Annotated in this window: 12 protein-coding genes; 2 read left to right on the top strand and 10 right to left on the bottom strand. The window is 70.1% G+C overall.

All coding sequences use genetic code 11. The features are described from left to right. The first annotated feature begins 5 nt into the window (after positions 1-5). Positions 6-2,684, top strand: coding sequence for a DEAD/DEAH box helicase (locus tag EDF19_RS15240; protein WP_123681701.1), 2,679 nt, complete (start codon positions 6-8; stop codon positions 2,682-2,684). Here the strand turns inward: EDF19_RS15240 and EDF19_RS15245 are convergent. The 4 genes from EDF19_RS15245 to EDF19_RS15260 form a co-directional block, all read right to left on the bottom strand. Next, on the bottom strand, positions 2,665-3,375 hold the full coding sequence (locus tag EDF19_RS15245; RefSeq protein ID WP_185022885.1) for a DUF4839 domain-containing protein: 711 nt from the start codon (positions 3,373-3,375) through the stop codon (positions 2,665-2,667). The two genes, EDF19_RS15240 and EDF19_RS15245, sit on opposite strands and share 20 nt — an antisense overlap. A gap of 166 nt (positions 3,376-3,541) precedes the next feature. Continuing rightward, positions 3,542-4,813 (bottom strand): exonuclease domain-containing protein, encoded by a 1,272-nt coding sequence (locus EDF19_RS15250; protein ID WP_123681703.1) that lies wholly within the window; start codon positions 4,811-4,813, stop codon positions 3,542-3,544. A gap of 100 nt (positions 4,814-4,913) precedes the next feature. After that, complete coding sequence (locus EDF19_RS15255) at positions 4,914-5,327, bottom strand: hypothetical protein (RefSeq protein WP_123681704.1); 414 nt, start codon at positions 5,325-5,327, stop codon at positions 4,914-4,916. Then, positions 5,324-5,839, bottom strand: a complete 516-nt coding sequence (locus EDF19_RS15260) for a hypothetical protein (RefSeq protein WP_148071114.1) — start codon at positions 5,837-5,839, stop codon at positions 5,324-5,326. Before EDF19_RS15260 ends, EDF19_RS15255 begins: the two co-directional genes overlap by 4 nt. 89 nt (positions 5,840-5,928) lie before the next feature. Between EDF19_RS15260 and EDF19_RS15265 the strand changes: the two genes are divergently transcribed. After that, positions 5,929-7,164 (top strand): excalibur calcium-binding domain-containing protein, encoded by a 1,236-nt coding sequence (locus tag EDF19_RS15265; protein ID WP_260217229.1) that lies wholly within the window; start codon positions 5,929-5,931, stop codon positions 7,162-7,164. Between the two features lie 54 nt (positions 7,165-7,218). On the opposite strand, the gene EDF19_RS15270 is transcribed toward EDF19_RS15265, so the two are convergent. The 6 genes from EDF19_RS15270 to EDF19_RS15295 are packed head-to-tail and all read right to left on the bottom strand — an operon-like array spanning position 7,219 to position 20,710. Continuing rightward, positions 7,219-8,388 (bottom strand): TRAFAC clade GTPase domain-containing protein, encoded by a 1,170-nt coding sequence (locus tag EDF19_RS15270; RefSeq protein WP_148071115.1) that lies wholly within the window; start codon positions 8,386-8,388, stop codon positions 7,219-7,221. Next, positions 8,385-9,380, bottom strand: coding sequence for a hypothetical protein (locus tag EDF19_RS15275; RefSeq protein ID WP_123681708.1), 996 nt, complete (start codon positions 9,378-9,380; stop codon positions 8,385-8,387). The genes EDF19_RS15270 and EDF19_RS15275 overlap by 4 nt, the downstream gene beginning before the upstream one ends. Next, positions 9,380-12,130, bottom strand: a complete 2,751-nt coding sequence (locus EDF19_RS15280) for a hypothetical protein (RefSeq protein WP_123681709.1) — start codon at positions 12,128-12,130, stop codon at positions 9,380-9,382. Before EDF19_RS15280 ends, EDF19_RS15275 begins: the two co-directional genes overlap by 1 nt. Then, positions 12,120-14,519 (bottom strand): hypothetical protein, encoded by a 2,400-nt coding sequence (locus tag EDF19_RS15285; protein ID WP_123681710.1) that lies wholly within the window; start codon positions 14,517-14,519, stop codon positions 12,120-12,122. The genes EDF19_RS15280 and EDF19_RS15285 overlap by 11 nt, the downstream gene beginning before the upstream one ends. A 39-nt stretch (positions 14,520-14,558) precedes the next feature. Beyond that, entirely contained in the window at positions 14,559-17,159 is a 2,601-nt protein-coding gene (locus EDF19_RS15290; RefSeq protein ID WP_123681711.1) for a hypothetical protein, read from the bottom strand. Then, a complete protein-coding gene (locus EDF19_RS15295) occupies positions 17,159-20,710 on the bottom strand; it encodes a tubulin-like doman-containing protein (RefSeq protein ID WP_123681712.1) in 3,552 nt (1,183 codons plus the stop codon). The genes EDF19_RS15290 and EDF19_RS15295 overlap by 1 nt, the downstream gene beginning before the upstream one ends. Positions 20,711-20,714 lie beyond the last annotated feature (4 nt).

Below are 20,714 nucleotides of genomic sequence, written 5' to 3' on the forward strand. Positions count from 1 at the left end.
CGGCGATGGTCGAGAGAGTGATCCGTGAGCGGCTGCAGGTGCTGGCGGAGTTCGCAGCTGAGGTACGACGCCATCGTGCGTCCGTAGAGGACGCCGCTGCCTCGGCTCGGGCTGACCTGCTCGGCCGCCGCTTCACGGTGCGCGGTCCTGCGCTGTCGTGCTCGGTGCTCCCACTCCGTCCGGACGACGGCGGTCTGGCTTCAGCACTCGCCGAGGCCGCAGGACTCCCCCGTGCTGACCGCCTCGCCGATTCCGTCGTGACGATGCTCACCACGGACGTGCCCGCGGCACTCGAGGACGACCGCGCCGTGTCCGGCATCGCCGGCCTGCTCGCAGGCAAGGACCGTCGTGCAGCCGGTGTCCGCGCCGAGGAGTTCCTCACGACGACCCATGCCTGGTTGGAGGAGACGGGTGCACTGCGCACGCTCGAAGCGCTCGACACCCGCGACCGCCGTCACGTCGGACTGACGGTGGAAGCGCTCCTCGAGACCGACGGGCCGCTCCTCACCGCCACCAAGGAGCTCGGTCCAGCAGCGCTGCTCGACCTCGGCGCGATGGCGCACCTGCCGATGACGGTCGAGGCGCTCCGGACCGTGATCGAGACGGAGCGCTCAGCACGAGCGCGCGTCCTGGACGCCAGTCACCGCGTCCGTTCCGACGCAGCCCGGCGCGAACTCCGCGGCATGGACATCGATCGGCTGCGTGACGTCACCCGGGACCAGCTCCGTCTCGGTGCCGTTCGTGACGCCGGCATCAGTACGGTGGGCGATCTCCTCCGCTCTCCGGTCGTCGCCGGGCAGCTCCCCGGGATCGGTGAGACCACCGCGGCCCGCATCAACGCCGCCGCCCGGTCACTGCAGGACGCAGCGCTCGACGGGGCCGCGGTGCAGATCGATGCGCGGCGTCAGGACACCGCGAGCGTCGCCCTCGTCTCGGCACTCCGCCGTTGGGAGGCAGCCAAGTTCGGCGCCGGCGAGCACACCGCGTCCTTGGTCGAGGAGCTCACCCCGATCGCGGCCGCGGTGTCGCAGGGAGCGGTCCTCGGCATCGTCCACCAGCCCGGCGCTCTCGCGTCCGGCTCCTTCAACCCCGCTGAAGGTGCGGCTGAGCGCATCGAGGTGGACGTCGACGATGCCCGGCAGCGCGCGATCGCCGTCGTCGGTGATCGGGACCGGGTCGCGACGACGGACGACTGGAGCGACTTCCTGGACCGCCCGGCGAGCTACTTCGCGCTGCTCGACGAGATCGGGGTCACCGACTCGACGACGGCCGGTCGCGGGCTGCTCCCCGAGGGGCTCATCGAACAAGTCGAGCAGTTCCGTCTCGACACCTCGATGCTGACCGCATCGCTGCGCGGCTACCAGCGCTTCGGGGCGGCGTTCGCGCTGGTGCAGGACCGTGTCGTCATCGGGGACGAGATGGGTCTGGGCAAGACCGTCGAGGCGCTCGCCGTCCTGGCCCACGTCGCTGCCACGACGACCGGAGCGCTGCCGCACTTCGTCGTGATCTGCCCCGCTGCGGTGGTCGCGAACTGGCTGCGGGAGACCGAGCGGCACACCTCGGTTCCTGCCTTCCGCCTGCACGGGCCTGAACGTGCACGTGGCGTCGCCGCCTGGCTCGCCGCCGGTGGCGTCGCCGTCACCACGTTCGAGACCCTCACATGGGTGCGGACCCAGGTGCCCGAGGACCTCGGGTTCGCGGCGGTGATCGTCGACGAGGCGCACTACGTCAAGAACCCGGATGCGAAGCGCACGAAGAACACAAGAGCACTGCTCGAGCGCTCGGATCGTGTCCTGCTCATGTCCGGCACGCCGCTGGAGAACCGCGTCGAGGAGTTCCGGGTCCTCATCGACCACGTCCGACCGGACCTCGTCGTGGACGACGGCGACGACAGCCCGCTGACCTTCCGGAAGCAGATCGCCCCGGTGTACCTGCGGCGGAGCCAAGCGGACGTCCTGACGGAGCTGCCGGAGCTGGTGGAGGTCGAGGAGTGGACCGACCTGACGCCGACCGAGGCTGACCGGTACGCCGCGGCCGTCGACGCCGGCGACTTCCACGGCATGCGGCAGCTCGCGATGCTGGAGGGGTCGTCGTCGAGCAAGGTCGAGTCGCTCCTCGACGTGATCGAGGAGGCCCGTGCGAACGGGAGGAAGACGATCGTCTTCTCGCACTACCGCGCTGTCCTGCAGGCGGTGCTCCGGTCCGTCGACGGCGTCACGTTCGGTCCGCTGAGTGGGTCGACCTCACCCTCCGAGCGGCAAGCGATGGTCGACGAGTTCTCTGCGGCCGCCCCAGGGGCCGTCCTCGTCGCACAGATCATCGCTGGCGGAGTGGGGCTGAACATCCAGGCCGCCTCGGTCGTCGTGATCTGCGAACCACAGTTGAAGCCGATGACGGAGTGGCAGGCGATCGCTCGAGCACGGCGAATGGGGCAGCTCGACACCGTGCAGGTGCATCGCCTGTTGTCGGAGGACGGCGTCGACGCTGCACTCGTCCGGCTGCTCGCCCGCAAGTCGAAGACGTTCGCCGACTTCGCGGCGGTCAGTGAGACCGCGAACGCGTCCGTCCAGGCGTTCGACATCTCCGAGACGCAGCTCATCACCCAGGTCCTCGCGGAAGAACGTGCCCGCCTGTCCGCTGTGTCCGAGCGTTCACCGGAAGCGGCTACCGCACCACCGTCGTGACGGGCTCCAGAAGGAACAGGCATGTCTGCGGCTCGTACTCGCCGACGGTCGCAGTGACCGTCAGGTTCGTGCCGACACCGATCGTTCCGGGAGTGTCCCCGACGTAGTGCAAGTCGGCGACCGTGTTCACATCACGGAACTGGAATGCGGGCCCGTCGGACTCCGTCGTGCTGTAGTCGCCAGCCCCGATCAGGATGTCGTAGCGGGTGCTCGCAGAGCCGTGCAGGTTCATCGCTCCGATCGAACCGTCGAAGCTGACCGTCCGTCCGGCGTACTCATCGGCAAACCGTCCGATGGACGGATCGCAAGTGTTGGTGAGCTGGAGGAGGTCTGCGAGGTCCTGGTTGGAGCCGCCGGTCAGGACCGCGATATCCGTCGGTTCGTCGGTCTGGGCCTGAGCTGACTCGCTCGGAGCAGGAGCAGGAGCAGAAACAGAAGCGGAAGCCGAAGCCGCCACACTCGCGTCGCCGCTCTCGTCGCCGAAGACGCCCGTAGCTCCGAGGACGATGACGACGGCCAGCGCTGCGACGACGCTGCCGCCGATGGCGAGGGTCCGCCGAGACAGGGGTTTGGTCGCTCGACGCACGCGGATCTCCGACTGGAGACGACCCTGGGTCTGGGACATGATCTCCCACCCGTCCTGCTCGAGCTTCGCGATGGTACGGGCTTCCAGACCTCGAACGGACTTCACCGTGCGTGTCTCGTACCGAACGCGTTCTCCGACCATGCGCCACCCCCATCACTCCGAAGCCGGCGCGGTGCCAGCCGTCCAGAGCCTAGGTGGGCGGTGAGTGCCCGCGGAACGAACGTTCCCGCTGTTGGGACATCCCGCGAGATCCTTTCGGTGAACCGCAGGATCAGGCGCGTACTGCCGCCGCGAGCGCACCTTCCAGCACGTCCTCCTCGATGATCGGGATCCCGTACTGCCGCGCCTTGCGGGCCTTCCCCGAGAGGCTGTCCGCGTCCGCCGCGATCAACACGGTCGTCTTCTTCGTGACGTTCGGGGCTGTCCGGATGCCGAGTCGAGCGAGGTCTGCCTCGATCTCGCTCCGGCTGCGTCGCATGTCGCCGGTGAGCGTCACGATGCTGTTCTCGTCGAGGTCGATCGCGCCGGCTGCATCCTCCGAGTCCTCGATGTGGGCCGCCGAGAACGAGTTCGCTCCCATCCTCGCTGGCTGTCGGCTGTGGACCGCACGCTCGAGCTCGTCGTTGGACACGCCGAGGAGACGAGCAACCCGTTCCAACTGCATGTGGTCCTGGATCGACAGCACGCCGTCGGCCCACACGGCGTCGACGAGGTCGCCGAAGTACTGCTGGTGCAGGGCCGCCCGCATCGGGGCGCCGAGCCCGAACTCCGCGGCGAACTCGTTGACTTGTTCGGCGTCCGTCGCCGCGAGCATGTCGCCGGAGACCGCCCTGTCCAGGACTGCCGCGTAGAGCAGCGCTCCGGTGTTGCCCTCCAGTGCCGGCAGGAAGTCCGTCGCACGGTCGACCCGACTGCGTTCAGCGGTCGCGCCGCCGCGGCGACGTGCGGTCCACTGCTGGTCGGTGCCCAGGACACCCGGCCACTGCAGCCTCGTTGCGGCTTCGCCCCACGTTCCCCACCGCGGATCGTGCGGTGCGGAACTGATGTAGGCGCCGAGGAGCTGCGCGGTGGCGCGCGCGTCCGCGAGCGCCTCGTGGGCGTCGACGAGATCGATGTCGTACGCGCTGCAGCAGTCGGCGAGCTTCCGGCCGGATCCGGGCAGGAACTCCTGCGCGAGCCGCATCGTGCAGAGCGCGGTGCTCGCCTGCTTGAACGGCGAGCGATGGCCGAGTCGTTCGAACTCAGCGTGGAGGAAGCGCGCCTCGAAGGCGGCGTTGTGCGCGACCACGACTCGGCCACGAAGACGATCTACGAGATCACCGGCGATGTCGGCGAAGGCGGGCGCCCCGACCATGTCGGCACCGCGGAGCTGGTGGATGTGCACCGGCCCGAGGTCGCGCCCCGGGTTCACGACGGTCTCGAACGAGCGCTCGATCGCCCCGTCGGGTGCCACGTGCACGATGCCGATCTCGATCACTCGATGCCCGTACGACGGGGCGAGCCCGGTCGTCTCGAGGTCGATGACGGCGTACCCGTTGTGCATCCCCAGTCCTTTCTCGCCCGCCGCAGTCGTCACGGCGTACCCCACGATCCTCGTGCCGGCCACCGACGTCGCGCGAGCGCCTCTTCGAGGGACGACGACCTCACGCGCACATGTCGCAGACTCCGCTGAGCGGCATCACGCTTCCACACACCGGACACAGCGCGGCTTCTCGTTGTCTTCCACCGGCTGCGTCCCCCGTGCTGCGGAGACTGTGGACGGGGTGGGACACCCCCCAGAGACCGGAGCCACGTCCGCTCGGCCACCGCTCGACGTCGCCGACGCGGCTGACGATCTCGTCCTCCGACCGGAACCCGTTCGTGTAGCCGGACGCGATCTGCAGCGCAGGCCCGCCATCCGCTCGCACGGCCTTGATGTAGCTCGAGGTCTCGGAGTAGCCCTCGAGATCGAGGCCTGCCATGAGCTCCGCGATGAAACGGTGGTTCTCGAGTGGAACGCGGTGCGCGCGCAGGGCGTCCTCGAGCGACTGGTAGCGAGATCCGCCGCCAGCGCTCATCGGGTCGTCCCTCGCTCGGCGCCGACGAGTGTCAGACGGATCCGACGCGGTGTGGACACGCTCGCGACCGTCCGCGCGTCGTCCTCGCGGCTCCGCAGCAGCGCGACGAGGTCGTCCACGAAGCGCTGGTTTGCCGCACGACGGGCCTCTGCATCGGTCGCAGTCGGGGTCGGCGTCTCGACGGGTTGAGCGTCGGGTGCGGCTGTCGGCGCGAAGAGCTTGATCCGTCGGACTTCCTTGAGTCCAGCGTGCAGCAGTGCATCGATCAGCGCATCGGTGTCGGCCGCAGCGGTGTTGGTGAAGGTCAGGTCCAACCGACCGGTCCGCGTGTCGAAGGAGAGCTGGCTGACGGACCCGTTGCGGCGCCGCTTGTAGGCAAGGTGGCCGATGTCGTCGGTGGTGAGCACCCGCTCTCGACCGCCGATGATCCACGACGAGAACCGAGATCGCGCCCGCAGCGTGCAGACGTGCCCGTCGAACTCGATGTCCACTCCGTCAGCAACGACCAGCATGGCCACTCCTTCCGCCCCGAACGGGGAGTCCGTTGTCGGTGCTGTTCAGCACAATAATGGAGGAGCCCTCAACACCTTGGAGCACAACCGTGAGCAGAGCCCGTGACCGACGCGAGCGCAACTCCTCCGACCGAGGAGACCAGACGTTCGGATTCGGTTTCGGGTCGGACGAGCCGGCGCAGCCGACCTCGCCGTACCCCGGACCACCGCTGACCCGACCAGGGTTCGGCGAGCCGTTCCCGTCGGCGGCGCCGCGGCGACGTCGACGCCGCTGGCCCTGGTTCGTTGGAGGGGCCGCCGCGCTGCTCGTCGTCCTCGGTGTGATCGGCTCACTCGCTCCCGAGCCGACGACGGCTGCACTCCCGACGGGGTCGACCTCTGCGACGACGACACCGACGCCGACGCCGACGCCGACCGCGACGATCACGCCGACTCCCACCCCGGAACCCGGAACCGCCCTCGCGGCCCTCGCCGGACTGACGGTGAAGGGCAAGGCAGCAGCAACCGGTTACGAGCGCGCGGCCTTCGGCACCGCCTGGGCGGACGTCGACGGCAACGGTTGCGACACCCGGGGTGACATCCTCACCCGCGACCTGACCGACACGGTGCTCGACGGCACGTGTGAGGTCACGTCGGGCACGCTGGTGTCCCCGTACACCGCGGTCTCGATGCACTTCATGCGCGGGTGGGAGACCTCGGCCGAGGTCCAGATCGACCACGTCGTTCCGCTCGCGAACGCCTGGCGCACGGGTGCGTACGCATGGTCGGCGACGCAGCGAGAGGCCTTCGCGAACGATCCGCTCAACCTCTTCGCGGTCGACGGCCCGTCCAACCAGCAGAAGAGCGACGGCGACGCCGCGACCTGGCTCCCTGCCAACAAGTCGTTCCGCTGCGTCTACGTCGCGCACCAGGTCGCGGTGAAGGCGAAGTACGACCTCTCGCTCGCACCGGCCGAACGCGATGCGATCGCGCGGATCCTCGCCGCGTGCCCGACCCAGACCATGCCGACGGAGTCGTCGATCGACGTCCGCTCGGTCGTCCCGACGTCGACGGCCTCGCCCTCGGCCGAACAGGCCCGGGCCGAAGCAGACCGGAAGGCGGAGGCCGCGGCCGCAGCAGCGACGGCGGCGCAGGAGAAGGCAGCTGCGGACGCAGCCGCCGACGCAGCTGCCCAGCAGGAGGCTCCCGCAGCACCTGCAGCTGGGACAGCGTTCTACGCGAACTGCGACGCAGTCCGCGCCGCCGGGGCGGCGCCGATCCACGCGGGCGATCCGGGGTACTCGCGCAAGCTCGACCGCGATGGGGACGGTGTCGGCTGCGAGTAGCGACCGACATCGGACTGGAGGCGCGGTGCCAGCTGACACCGCGCCTCCCGTCCGTCACTGCGCGAGCAGGACACCCCGTGACTGGAGCACCCACTTGAGTGGGTCCACCGTCCGGTAGGGCGAGATCCCGAACCGGCTGAGCGTGTCGCCGTCCGGCGAATCACCGAGGACCGACACCGCGAAGAAGCGGTGGTCGACACCACGACCGGCGTTCGCCTGGTCGAGGGTGTACACGAACCCGGATGCACCGAGCGTGAACAACAGGCTCCGGACCTCGAGGCTGAGGAGCTCGCTGTCCTCCTTGTCGAACGCACCGGTGTCGAGACTCGGGTCCCGCTGCATCGCCGAACCCGGGTTCGACATGATCGCCTTCCAGTCGACGTCGTCGACGTCGCGGAGGGCTTGCAGCGCGTCGAACTTGGAGACGATCACGCCGAGACGCGTCGAAGAATCGCCCATCAGCCGGAGCAGGTTGCCGAGCACCACCTTCGGGTCGCCGCCCGTCGTGAGCTGCGGTGGGACGAGGTCACGGAGTCGCTCGCGGATCTCGCTGATCTGCAGCGGGTCGAACATGAAGAACACGGCGTCCGCGTGGCGCAGGAAGGAGAGGTTCTGCGCGTCCGCAGACGCGTTCTCCATCTCCTCGCCAGCGACGTCGCGGATGACGAGGTACCGCAGCGCACCGTTGATGATCCCGAGACGGAAGATCATCGGATCCCGCTGGTACGAGTTCGCGGTGTCGGCTCGTGGCGTCGGCGCGATGATGCCGAGCTCCTCGTAGAGGGGCCGTTCGTACACGCTCGTGTACACGTCGCGGGTCCGTTCGTTGCCGTAGTCGACCGAGGAGTTCACATGGGCCAGGAGGTGCCCGAGCTGCTGGACCGCGACGGCGATGTAGAACGACTTCCCCGTCGCCCGCGCGCCGTTCATCGCGACCGTCGTGACCTCCGCCTCGCGCCAACCCGGCAGGAGGCCGTAGTGGCAGATCCAGCACACCTCGGACTGGGCGCTGCCGCACCGCCCGCAGAACGATGAGTCCCTGGGGGTCCAACGACGTGGAGCGTTCTCCGGCTTCACCTCGACGTTGACGAAGCCGGATGAGACCGGCCCTCCGAGGTACGCCGACGCCACCACGTCGTGTGCCTTCTCGCACGACGGGTTCTGGCACATCCACATCCGGCGGTCCTCCGGGAGGTGCTGGAAACAGCTGGGGCACGCGGTCATGCGGAGACCTCCTCGCCCGCGGCGGCGAGGCCGCGGAGCAGTGATTCGACGACGGCTCGGAACTCGGCAGGGGCCGCGCCGAGCCGTTCAGGGATGTGAGCGCCGTCCACGATCGGTTCGATGACGGTGGCGGCGGTGTCCACTCCAGCGACGGTCGCCGCGGACCGCGCGAGGAGCAGTACTGTGTGCGCGCCCGGCGTGGACACCGCGGACGGTTCGTCGGTCACGCAGACGAGGACACGCGTACGGCCGTCCGAAGCCGGGGGCGCGGCGACGCCTCGGAAGTCGGCGGTCGATCCGAGGGTCCGTCGGTCCGGCAGGGAGCGGAGCGCCGGGACGATCAGTGAGGGGTCCGCCTCCGACTGCCAGTCCACCCGTTGGTCGACGAGTGCGACCGGCAGCGTCGAGCCCTTCGGGACCAGCGCATCGAGTCCGGCGATCATCTCGATGACGGCACCGACGGCGCCGTCCCGGTACCGCGCGGCCATCGAGGCGGATGCGTCCACGGCGATCGCGAGTTCGCGTGACGGAGCCGTCGACGGCGAAGCGTTCTCCGCGGCCCTCGCTGCTGCGCGTGTGGCGGCCGCGACGTCGGTGAGTTCGGCTTCACGGACGACGGCGACCGAGCCGACGACGATGCGGTCGCCCGCGGGTTCGACGAGGAGCAGGTCACGGTGACGCAGACCGGCGACGTCGATCGGTCCGATGACGACGCGCTCGGGTTCCCCGCCGGCTGCCTCGCGCTCGACTGTGAGTCCGATCGACGCGCCGACGGCGAACTCCGTCGCACCGATCGGCACGACACGCAACACCGCCGCGTCCGACAGCCTTGGTACGACGAGGAGTCCGGGTCGCGGCGCGATCGAGTGGACGGCGCGGCCGGTCGGGACGAGTACGACGTCGGCCGAGCCTGCGGTCGACATGGCCGCGGCCCGGAACGGGCCCGCGGTGATGGTGACCGAGCGATCACCGTCGAGCATGTACGTGGGCATCAGTTGACCTCGTTCCGGCCGAACCGGCCGAGGAGGCCGCTCCGGGTCTTCGTGGGTTGCGCATCGCCGAGCCAGCGGGCGAACAACCGCCGCGCGGTCTCGTCGCCTTGCTGCGTCCGTGTGGTGGTGGGGTCTGGAAGGGTCAGTTCGTCGGCGAGCCGGGCTGCGCGCTCCACTGCATCGGGAACGTCCGCTGGGCGAGCATCGAAGAGCGTCTCAGCGAGGACGCGTGCGACGCTGCGTCCGGCCGGTCCGCCGAGCCGGAGGCGACTCACGTTCCAGAGCGAGTTGCCGAGCGGTACAGGCTCGACCAGTTCCGACTCCACCCTGAGGAAGAGCTCGAGCAGACGGCCGATGTCAGCACCCGGCAACACGCCCTCCGCGACGACTGCGTCGAGCACCGATCGCACGCCGGCGGCGCTCGCACCGATCGCGAGGTTCTCGGCCACGGTGGACGCGACGTCGTTGACCGGCACGACGGACGAAACAGCTCGGATGGCGACCGCAGCGACGATCGGGTCTGCGATCTCGGGGATCGGATCGAGGTCGTCGGCGGCAGGTCCGCTGGATGCGAGCGCGCTGAGGATCTCGTCCACCTGTCGAGTCGCAGGACCGTCCGCTGCCGCGACCGTCTCGCGGCTGATCCGGATGAGCTGCTGTGTCGCTGCTCGGACCCGACCGAGTGGAGCCGCTCTGACCAGCTGCTCCGGCAGCGGCAACCCCACGAGTTCGTCCAGGCCTGCGGAGTCACGAGCCGCGCCGAGCGCTCGCGCGACGACCCAGTCGGGAACCGCGACCTGGAACCGCCAGGTCTCGGTCACCTGCTCGGGCGTCCATGCCGCCCCCTGGACGAGCGCTTCGTGCGCTCGTGTGAGGCCGACGTTCAAGGACGTCCTCGGCTGGCTCCGGTCGGCGCGGACGACGTCCACGAACGCCAGGTGCCGGACCCCCTCGACGGCGGTCGCATTGCCACTGCGGCACGCAGAGATGACCCGCTCCCGATCGAGGGGCGCGAGGAGGCCGTCCGCGCGGGGGGCGACCGGGTCACTGCCTGAGAACAACCAGGCCAGGACCGGGCCGATCAGGACGTTGCCCACGACCCGGTGCTGTACCTCGGGCATCGAGGCGGTCACGTCCCGTGCCAGCGCGCGCACCCCCGGCCCGACAGGGCCCGTCCGCTCGACCAGACCGTGTCCCTCACCACCGACCAGCACCGGGGCGACGAGCGTCTCCATGATCCGCTCCGCCGGACTCAGCACGTTCTCCTCGACCAGCGGCAGTCCGACCCCGTCCATCAGGTCGAGGAGGTGCAGGACCTCCACAGCGGCGCTCACGAGCGGTTCTCCGGCGGCCGGCGGCGCGGAGCTGAGACGCTCCAGCCACTCGACGAGGACCGCGTCGGCGCGCTGGCGGAGGCTGGCGTCCGCGGCGTCGCGTGCTGCCGCCGGGATCGGCACCGGCCCGGTTCGTGCCAACCACGAGCGGTCCTCGAGCGCACGTTCGACGTACGCCCGCGCAGCGAGTCTGGGCAACAAGAGCGCTCCGCCGTCGGCAGCGTCGGCTTGTGCGAACGCTTCCGCGGTGGTCGTCCCGAAGCGGCCCCGGAGCCTCGCTGCCGTGGCGGCCCACAACTCCGGTTGGTCACTGAGCCGGGCGGGCGAGTGCTCGGCGAGCACGAGCGCTGCCTCGTCCGCCGCGTCGACCAGTTCTCCGTTCCCCAACGCTTCGCCCTGTGCGGCCACCACCATCGCGAGCGGCCATTCGGGAGCAAGCCCGACGTCACCGACCGCGTCGGCGACCTCGTCCACGGCGCGGAGGGCGCCGAGCGCGAGGCCCGAGTCCGCCAACGCGACCTGCGCGAGGACCGACCAGTTGGAAGCCGGGACGGTCGTGCCCGTGGAGAGCTCGTGTGGACTTCCTCCGGGATCGCCGAGCGATGGCTCGGCCTGGTCGTCGATCAGGACGAGGTCGCGCCGGTCACCGATCGCGTCCACATCGGACCGCGGAACGGCGACGAGGTGCAGACCGCGGCTCATCGCTCCGTCGAGATCGGTGGCGCGTTCGAAGAGGGAGAACGCGAACCCGCGGCTCGTGCCCGCAGACATGAACAGGCTGACTGCTGCTGCCCACAGCGCGGAGGTCTCCGGAGCATCAGTGGCGAGCACGACGGTCGGACCTCCGGACAGTGCGTCGCGGACAGCGTCCAGCAGGACCGCGAACACACCGATCCGCCACGTCGACGGATCCGACAGGAAGGCGACGACCGCTCCTGGCCCGACAGTTCCTTCGCCGAGCACCGGGTTGCCGCCGGCAGTGGAGGTCACGACCTGCTGTTGCCCGAAGGGCGCGAGCCAGTCCGACCGCCACGCGAGTGCCGGTCGGATCGTCGGGGTCGCCGACATCGGCAGCCGGTCGAGGACGACGTGCGAGAAGACGTTGCCCGGCCGCCCCGTGCCGTCGGAACCGGCCTGCGCCGCGTGCCAGTACGCCCACGAGGAACCGATGCCGGTCGGCGCGTAGGTGAAGCGACGGGCGAACCCGTCGACCTGCGCCGGAGTGGGGAACTGCGGAAGCGGGTCGACCGCCCCGAACGCGGTGACGATCCGCGACCGGAGCGCGTCGAGTTCGATCGTGGTCAGCTCGCCGACGGTCTCCTTGACCTGCCACCCGCCGGGCGCGGTGCCGTCGTCGAACGAGGCGTAGGTGAACTGCGCCCACCGCTCGGCTCGGTGGCGCGACTCAGCGCCCACCGCGGATCCCCAGCTTCTCACCGAACGACGTCAGACGAAGGGTCGCGGGTGCCGGGTCGAGGAGTGCGATCCCGCGGAGTTCGTCCGGCGGCAGGTCGACGAAGAGCCGGACGTGGCCGGCGGGTTTCGACACTTCGCTCTTCCACGCCTCGCCGGTGCTCTGGTAGGACGGTGCGCTGTCCGGGCCGCCGACGGACGCGAACTGCGCGCGACGGGTCGGAGCCGTACCGTCCAGGTCGTCACGGACCACCGGCAACGCTCGTCCGTCGCGGATGCTCAGCGGCATCCGGTCCGGGTTGTGCACGAGCACGAACGAGAGCGCACGGTCGACCGGGCTTCCCGGCGACCAGACGCTGAAGGACACCCCGGTCACCTGCTGCATGAAGTTCCGCAGCACGCGCACCGAGTACTGCAGCCGCACCAGACCCGAGTAGGTGATGGTCCGGATCGGTCCGGGCACACGATCGCCCGCCTGGAACGCGATCGGGACGAGGTGCAGGTCCCTTCCCCCTGCGGGCAGCGGGCCCGGGAACCGGAAGCCACCCGAGCGCTTGTACTGTTCGTGCGACACTTCGATCGGGGTGCTCGCGGCGATCGCGTCCGTCGCCGAGGCCCCGATGGGCGATGCGTACACCTGGACGGTCGCCGCCCCTTCCGGCCATGCGAAGGTGAGGACCTGACGCGACACTCGCTCGACTATCCGCGCGTCGGTGATCGACCCGGGTCCGGCCTGCGACACCGAGGTCCCGACGAACGCTTGTCCGTCGAGCAACGTCACCGGCGTGAAGTACGCGCGCGTCCACCCGCGCGGCCACGGCACGGCGATCATCGAGACGCGACCGTCCTCCTCCGTCACGACCGGATCGCCGAGCGCAGCCTCGGCCGGCAGCGCGGCCTGTTCGAGCGCGGCCTCGTCGATCGGCCGGAGGTCCGCCCCCGGTGCGGGCGGGGTCTCGGTGCGGTAGAGCACGACACGACCGCCGCGCGGCGGGGTCCACCGGAGGTCGAACCGGCGGCCGTCGTCGATCCCGGTCATCGAGACCTCGAGGTCCCGGACCGGTTCGTGGACCTGCGAGATGAGCTTCGGCTCCGAGATCGGAGCGGACAGCTGCGTCGCACCGTCCACGTCAGCTTCTGCGAGCACCTCGTACAGGTACCGCCGTCCCCGTTCCGCAGCATCGTCGACGAAGCCGCCCAGGTTGTCCTGGCCGGAGGCGATGCGGTACTGCGGGTTGCCCCGGCCGATCGCCGCCCGCTCGATGGGGATCCGGTAGACCTGCACCCTGCGGACCCCGGGCAGGGTCTGCCACTGTCCCACGACCCGCCCCTCGTCCTCGCGGAGCACGAAGCCGGTCGGGGTGACGACGATCGAACCCTGGGCGTGCAACACCGGCTGTTCGTCCCGGGCGCGGTCGGCGTCCGTGCCCACGTGCGCCCAGACCTGGACCGAACGGACGGCGCTCGTCTGCTCGATCGTGTCGGTCGCGGAGAGTCCGGTCGTCGCCGCGACGAAGTCCGCGAGGTCGGGGTTGTACGGCATGTACTCGTCGCTGATCACGACCCGGTAGAGCACCGTTCCGGACGTCGGCGTCGCCGCGGACCAGCTGTACAGGAGCGTCCCGTCCGGCGCCACGGTCGCGGCGACAGGAACCGGCTGACGGTCGGACACCGCGTAGCCGTACTGGACGAACCCACGACCGAAGCCGAACTGGGCGTCCGGCCCCGGGGCAGCACCAGCACCCGCACCAGCGCTGACGCCGCCGGCGGCAGCCTCGGATCCCGCGACCGGTGACGGTGCGTGGTCGAGTCGGACGGTGGGCCGCGGCGGTGCCGGTGCCGGTTCGCCAGCGTCGACGGCGGGCGACGTCCCGACCGAGGCGAGGACGTCGGCGAGCTCCGGGGCGAACTCCGCGACGGAGGCCGACAGCCGAGCGCGCACCTGCTCCACCGTGGTGATCGTGGAGCGGGCGATCGTCCGGAGGGTGCTCGGTTTGAGGGCCGCGACCGAGTCACGTCCCGAGGCGAGCTCCTCATCGCGCCAGGCGGTGAGCGCCTCGAACCGTCGCTCTGCCGTCGACTCCCCCGCAGCGTCGTCCCCGCCGGCAGCATCCTGTGGGACGGCCACGGGACGCTGGTACTCGACCGGGATGTCGATGTCCTCGACACCGGCGGCGACCTGATCGAGGAGGAACTGGATGGTGGGCCGCCAAGACTCGACCAGTTCGTCCTGCTCGCGGCCTGGGCGCCGATCCGACACCGCGTCGACGGACCCCGCCGCGGCGATGTCCTGCATCTGCGCGGCTGACGGCAGCGGGAACCCGAGCGGCGCGAATATCTCGAGCCAGTCGCGCAACAGCTCTTCGCGCTGCTGGGTGGTGTCGCCGGTCATGGGGTCTGCTCCTGTGTGGTCATGGAGATGGGATGGTGATCAGAAGCGAGGCGCATCGTCGCTGCCGAAGAGCGTGACGCGCTGGACCTCGGTCGCCCAAGCCGTGAACTCGTACATCGGGATCGCGGTCGTCAGCTCTGTCTGTGTCGCGATCACGGACAGGCCGTCGGTGTTGCGCCGTCCCCATGCGGTCCGCACGGTCGGGGCGTCGGACGCCTGCGCCGCCGCGGTGAGGACGGAGGGGTCGAACGCACCAGCCGTCACACCGTCACCGATGCCCCCGACGAAGTCGGCGAGTGGAGTGGGTCCGGTCTCCGTGTCCACACGGTCGAGCACGGAAGCGATCACTTCCGGGAACGTCGTGCGCAGCTGCGCCCGGGTCTCGGACCACATCCGCTCCGCGACCGCGCTCCCGACGCCGGATGCCGTGACCGAGTCGGCGAACCGAGTCAGGATCGAACCAGGTCCGGACGAGGTCTCGCGGAGCAGTGCGCGGGCGTCACCACGGAGCCGCTGTCCTTCCGGTCCGACGACGCTCGCGGCGCTCTCGAGCGCTGCGTTCCACGGCGCATCGAGCCAGCGCACCCGGAACAGGTGGTCACGGATCGTCAGGGCAGCCGAAGCGATCGCCGCGCTGTCCACCTGGACCGACCCGACAGCGACGCTGAGCGGCAGCGGCGCCCCGAGCCTGATCGGTCGATCGCTCGTCGTCGTGCCCTCGCCGAGCGGACGTTCCAGGACACCGCCGATGATCGCCGACCACGCGAGGAACTGCCCGTACGCGTCGGTGGTGCGCTTCAGGTCGCGGACGGCCTGTCGGAGGTTGCTCCGAGCTGCCTCTGCCTGCGACGCCGCAGCGTCCCGGGCATTGAGGATCCGGAACAGCTCTCGCTGGTTGCGGGCGAACGTGGTGATGCCGATGACCAACCACGCGACCACGACGACCGCGGCGGTGATGCCGACGGCCTTCCAGGTGAGCACGTCCGTCCAGCGGAGCACTCCGAGCACCACGAGGACGACGACCATGCCGATCGTCATCAACCGCAGTGCCCGCGCGAACCGTTGCTGGGCACGGATCGCGCTGTCGTCCACGTCGGTCGTCCCCCCGGTGCGCAGCAGGTCGAGGAGCTCACGCACCTCCTGGGCAGTCCGCGTCACCGCACCCCCCAGGGGCTCTGCCACCTGGGTTGCGAAACTCGTGCGCTGTAGGGCCGTCCACTCTCGGAGACGCCCGAGCGTCCGCCCCGCGTCGAGGCCGAGGGCGACGTCGTCGTTCTCGGTCCGGACCAGCACCCTGTGCTGCTCGGTGATGCCGAGGACGTCGTAGCCGTCGAGCGTCGGGAGGCCGAGCGTCGGTGCAGCGTCCGTGAACCGGGTCGAACGCGGGGGAACGATCTGTGCGGGGTCCGTCACGATGGCACGTTGCGTCCCGATCGTCACCGGCGGGAGTGCCGTCACACGTTCGCCAGCGTCGGCGAGCGTGAGTGCGGCACTCGCGTAGTCAGACCACAGCGCCGACAGGTCGGTCGGGGCAAGGTGTGCTCGGGTCTCCCCCTCGTCGACGAGCACCGAGTCGATCGCCTCGGCCGCCCGCCCGAGCGCTTCCCAATCAGCAGGAGCGCCATCTGCCGAGACCCCGTTGACGACGACCGCGTACGCAGCCGGGTCAGCGCCGAACACCGCACGGTGGACGCGCGACGCAACTGCCGAGGACACCCGGTTGACGGTGCGTCGGTACCACTGCGCAGGCGCAGAACGCAGCGCAGCCCAGAGGAACCCGAAGAACATCCGGATTGCGGTCCACGCACCGATCGGTCTGGGAGCGACGGCACGGACCGTCTCACGCGGTCCGCGGAGGACGTCTGCGTGTCGACTCCAGAGCGCCTTCGCCATGGTCGACGTCGCGAGTGGGACGTCCTCGACCGCGAGGACGGCCGGGCCGCTCCCGACGGGCAGCGGCAGTCCATCGGAGGTCGAAGTCACGAGTCGTCTGAGTTCCTGCTCCGCGTCCGTGGAGTCGAGGCGTCGGAAGTACGACCGAGCGAGCCGCACGACCTCACCCGGAGCGATCGACTCGTCATCGAGTGGACCGCCGGTCACGCCGCGCCACAGCCCCGCCAGGCCGGCGAGCACCGACGCGGCGTGGGCTGCGAGCACACGGTCGTCGACGTTCGCGGTGAGCAACATCCTCCCCCGACCAGGGGCGGTGGTCTGCTCCGGTGCGACGACGACGTTGTGCCAGCCGCTCCGCGCGAGGTCGTCGGTCGTGGCGGGATCACCAGCCCGCACGATGGTCAGGCGGATCCGGGTGAGCCCAGCAGCGCTGCCGCTCGCCTCCAGTGTCTGCGCGACCTGCTGCTCGACGGCCGAAGCAACCCGCGCCTCCGTCCCGGATCGGAGCGGCAGGAGGACGACGAGCCGCACGCGCTCGATCGCACGCCCGGTGAACGCGCTCTGGAGTGGCCCGCCGCGCACGGCACCATCCTCGATGAACAGTCCATCGATCGAGAGTTCCGACACCGAGCGGGGTTCCACCCAGACGACGTCGTCCACGACACCGGCGGCCGACCAGTCGGTGAGGACTTCGCGGACGGGATCCGCCGCACCCGACGGAGCGAGGACGACGACGAGGTCCGCCACTAGAACGCACCTCCGTCCGGCACGACGACCTCGTTCGGCGCGGCCACGGGAGCAGGCCCGGACCCTGTCGGCGAAGGGCGGTGATCGCGTGCATCCTGCACGACGGCGCGGAGTTCCGCGAGTACGACGTACGCGTCCTCGGCGAGGTCCCGGAAGAACGGCGTCGCTGAGGCGGTCCCGCGATCCGGGACCCTCGCGAAGGTACCGGTGGCCGCAGGACCTGAGAATTCGGGCCCGACGTAGTTCTCACCGATGAAGGCGTGGATGCGGTCGAGCCAGGCGAGAGCTCCGTCGGCACGCTCGACCGCGGTCCGCTCGACGCCGGCGACGACGCCGTCGACGCCGGAACGGGTTCGTGGCTCCCAGACCCAGGCAGCGATCCGCTCGCGCGCAGCGGTCGTCCCGATGCCCTGCGCCGGGCCACCGTCGGTACTGGCGTCGGCCAGAGATCTCAGCAGGACGTACGGACGGAGCGGTGTGAGGTCGAAGCCCCCGCCCTCGTGGACGCGCGCGATCGCGATGAGCAATGACTCGAGCACCGCCGGCATCCAGTCGTTCCGAGCGAGGAACCGGCTCGGCGGCGTCAGGAGCGGATTCGGGAACGGTGCCCAGGTGCTGGTCTGCGGGTCCCAGATGGTGACCGGGTCCGTGTACGGCTCGTTCGGCAGGACGATCTCCCCGGTCAGCTGGCCGATGAACCAACCCGCGACCATCGCTCGGCGTTCTTCCGGTCCCATCGGGAGCGACGCCGTGAGCGGGCGAGCCCTGCGCCACTTCCACCAGTCCGCGCGCGCCTGTGCCGGGAGCGAGCCCCACTGTGCCGCCACCGGCCCGAGGACGGAGCCGAAGACCAACGGCGAGTAGTTCGGGTAGGACCCGAAGATGTCGATCCGAGTGACGCCCTCGGCGCCGGTCAGGGCGTTCGCGAAGTTGTCGACGCTCGTCGAGTCGACACGCGGGTCCTCGGAGAGGACGGAGCGGAGGGTCTCGGTGACCGTCCCCTCTTCGGCGAACGGTACGGTCGAGAACTTGTACCGGTACTCGACCTGACGCTGGTGGATGCGCTGGACGCCGACGGCGTTGACACTGACCAGGGGCCGCGCGAGCGAGAGGGCCTCACGGAACCGGGTCGCGATCTGGGTCGCGCGTTCAGTTCGTTCGAACTCGGTGGCGTTCTCGCCGCGGACGAACGACTTCAACGACGTCCGGCAGAACACGTCGAAGCTCTCGTCCGGACGGCGGACGAACGCCCTCGCACGATCGAGGACCTCTTCGACCTTCGCGTGTACCGTGAAGCGCGCAGTTGCGGGGACCTCGACGACGTCCGTCTCCGGGTTGACGGAGAACACCCGAGACCGCCAAGGGATGTCCAGCTCGACGAGGCCACGTGGGGCTTGGTCACCGCCGGTCGTCTTCCAGAGGCCACGGACCGCCGACTGGACCACTGCGGAGCGCGCCGCGGGGAACGACGTGCCGATCTCCGGCTCGACTGCGCCACGAACGTCCGCCTCGTACTGTGCGGGGAACTCGGACGCGCGCGTGAGCAGCACCTCGTTGTGCGCGACGTCGAAACGCGGTGGGACGACGACGTCGTCGTCGGACGGCCACGCTCGGTACACCGTCGTCTCGAGACGAGCGAGCCCGACGCCGTCGGTGCTCGCCTCACGGTCTCGTTCGAGCAGTCGCAAGGACTCGAGGACGGCCGAACGGAGCGGCGTGACGAGGTTGCCGCGAGCATCTGCGAGGAGTGCGCCGGCGAGTTCCGCCGACTCGCTCCAGAGCACGTTCTGGTACTGCGTGCGGAACTCGACGATCAGCTCGTCGACGACGGCGGAACTGTTGGTGATCCGGCCGCGCATCGCCGCGATGCGGTCGGCGAACCGCTTCGGCACGGAGTCGATCTCGAGACGCCGTGATCCGATCTGCTCGAGGAGCGGCGCGACCGAGTTCTCGATGTAGATGTCGAGCCGTTCGAGCAGCAGCGCGGCGTACGCGAGACCGAAGGTCCCGATCGCCTCGTCGACGACGTCCGTGAGACGACGGACGAAGGACTCCTGCCACCCGTACGCCCAGCGGAAGGCGGTCTGGGACACGGCCTTGAGCGCGAGGGAACGGTTCCGCGACAGGAACCCACGAACGGTGCCGAGCCACTCCGCGGCGACGGTGTCACCGCCGTCGGCACGAGGAACCCCGTTGGCGATGTGCTGGTCCACCAGGCGAGCAGCTTCCTTCGCCGAGGCATCCCGGTCGAAGGCGGTCTCAGCGAACCAGGCCTGGACCTGCTGCGGAGTGGGCGCAGCGCCGTCCTCGGCCGGGAGGGCGAGCGCAGCGAGCACTCGGCTCCACTGCCCGTCCAGGAGGACAGACGCCTGCTGCTGCGACGACGAGGTGTCACCGCGCTGCATGTGTCCGACGACGAGCCGATCCGCCGCCGAGCGAGCGATGCGCTGTGCCGCGTACTCGCGGTAGCGCTCACGGCCCATGCCGAGGCTGGCGAACCCGAACGACCCCCACTGCAGCTTGTCCCACGACACACCCCACCCCAGCGGGTTCCGGTCGCCACCCAGTCCACCGGTGTTCGTCAGGTCGTACGCGGCGAACTGCTCAGCGGCCGTGCCGCTCGCGATCAACGCTGCCAGTCCACGCCCGAGCCCGCGGTACACGGCCTGCTGGCTGCCGTCGCCGAACAGTGTCTGCTCGGCTCCGACGAAGCGCCCGACCGGGAACACGCGCTGGAACGGGACGGCCCTGGCTGTCGACACCGTCTGCCCGAGCGCGCGGAGCACGTCCACGTCGTGGTCGCGCGCTGCGCCCGACTGCGCTGCGACGATCTCGCCGAGCATCGCGAGGGAGTTGCTCCGGACCCCGGACCTGGCCGGTTCGGGCAGCCCGTCGAAGATGTCGGCCGACACCATGAACATGCCGACGAGTTCGGGCTCGAGGTTCGGGAGGAGTCCGAGGATCCGTGCGACGTCCAGTGCCATCGACGCTCCGGCGCCGCCGGCCATGGACGACACGAGCAGCACGATGGGCGGGTCGTTCGGCGAGAAGTCCCCCAGCCCGGGCACACGCTGGCTGAGTGCCGTCATCTCGGCGTTGGTCTCGAGACGGTAGAGCTCCGTCCACGCTCGCTGCAACCCCGCGCGGACGTCCTCCGTCCGGCTCAGGGCGATCATCCGGCCCACGGCCCGGTACTGTCCGGCACCCTGTGAGATCGCCACGGGCACCTCGCCCGGAGCACGCGGTGCCCACGTCCCGATGTCACCGAGAGCGTCCGCCGAGCGGAGACGCTCGCTGATCCCCTCGTCCAGCACCGAGTACCCGACGCCGGTCGCACCGGTGCCGATGTACTGGCCGCCGAGGTCCGGCACCGTCGGGAGCGGTTTCGCCTCGGCGTTCGCGGCGACCGGGACGTCGACCTGGACGAACTGCCACCCGGCGGGCAACGACTCGATGCCGTGCCGCGCGAGGTCGGACTGCAGTTGGTCCATCAGGTACGACAGCGTTGCGCCACCGGAACCGCCGCAACCGACGATGAGGAACTTCTTCATGCGA

The sequence above is a fragment of the Curtobacterium sp. PhB115 genome, from assembly GCF_003752025.1.
GTDB lineage: Bacteria > Actinomycetota > Actinomycetes > Actinomycetales > Microbacteriaceae > Curtobacterium.

Excerpts from the sequence above, each read along its gene's own strand:
- EDF19_RS15240 (WP_123681701.1), top strand. The coding sequence starts at position 6 with ATGGTCGAGAGAGTGATCCGTGAGCGGCTGCAGGTGCTGGCGGAGTTC.
- EDF19_RS15250 (WP_123681703.1), bottom strand. The coding sequence starts at position 4,813 with ATGCACAACGGGTACGCCGTCATCGACCTCGAGACGACCGGGCTCGCC.
- EDF19_RS15255 (WP_123681704.1), bottom strand. The coding sequence starts at position 5,327 with ATGAGCGCTGGCGGCGGATCTCGCTACCAGTCGCTCGAGGACGCCCTG.
- EDF19_RS15260 (WP_148071114.1), bottom strand. The coding sequence starts at position 5,839 with ATGCTGGTCGTTGCTGACGGAGTGGACATCGAGTTCGACGGGCACGTC.
- EDF19_RS15270 (WP_148071115.1), bottom strand. The coding sequence starts at position 8,388 with ATGACCGCGTGCCCCAGCTGTTTCCAGCACCTCCCGGAGGACCGCCGG.
- EDF19_RS15275 (WP_123681708.1), bottom strand. The coding sequence starts at position 9,380 with ATGCCCACGTACATGCTCGACGGTGATCGCTCGGTCACCATCACCGCG.
- EDF19_RS15285 (WP_123681710.1), bottom strand. The coding sequence starts at position 14,519 with ATGACCGGCGACACCACCCAGCAGCGCGAAGAGCTGTTGCGCGACTGG.
- EDF19_RS15295 (WP_123681712.1), bottom strand. The coding sequence starts at position 20,710 with ATGAAGAAGTTCCTCATCGTCGGTTGCGGCGGTTCCGGTGGCGCAACG.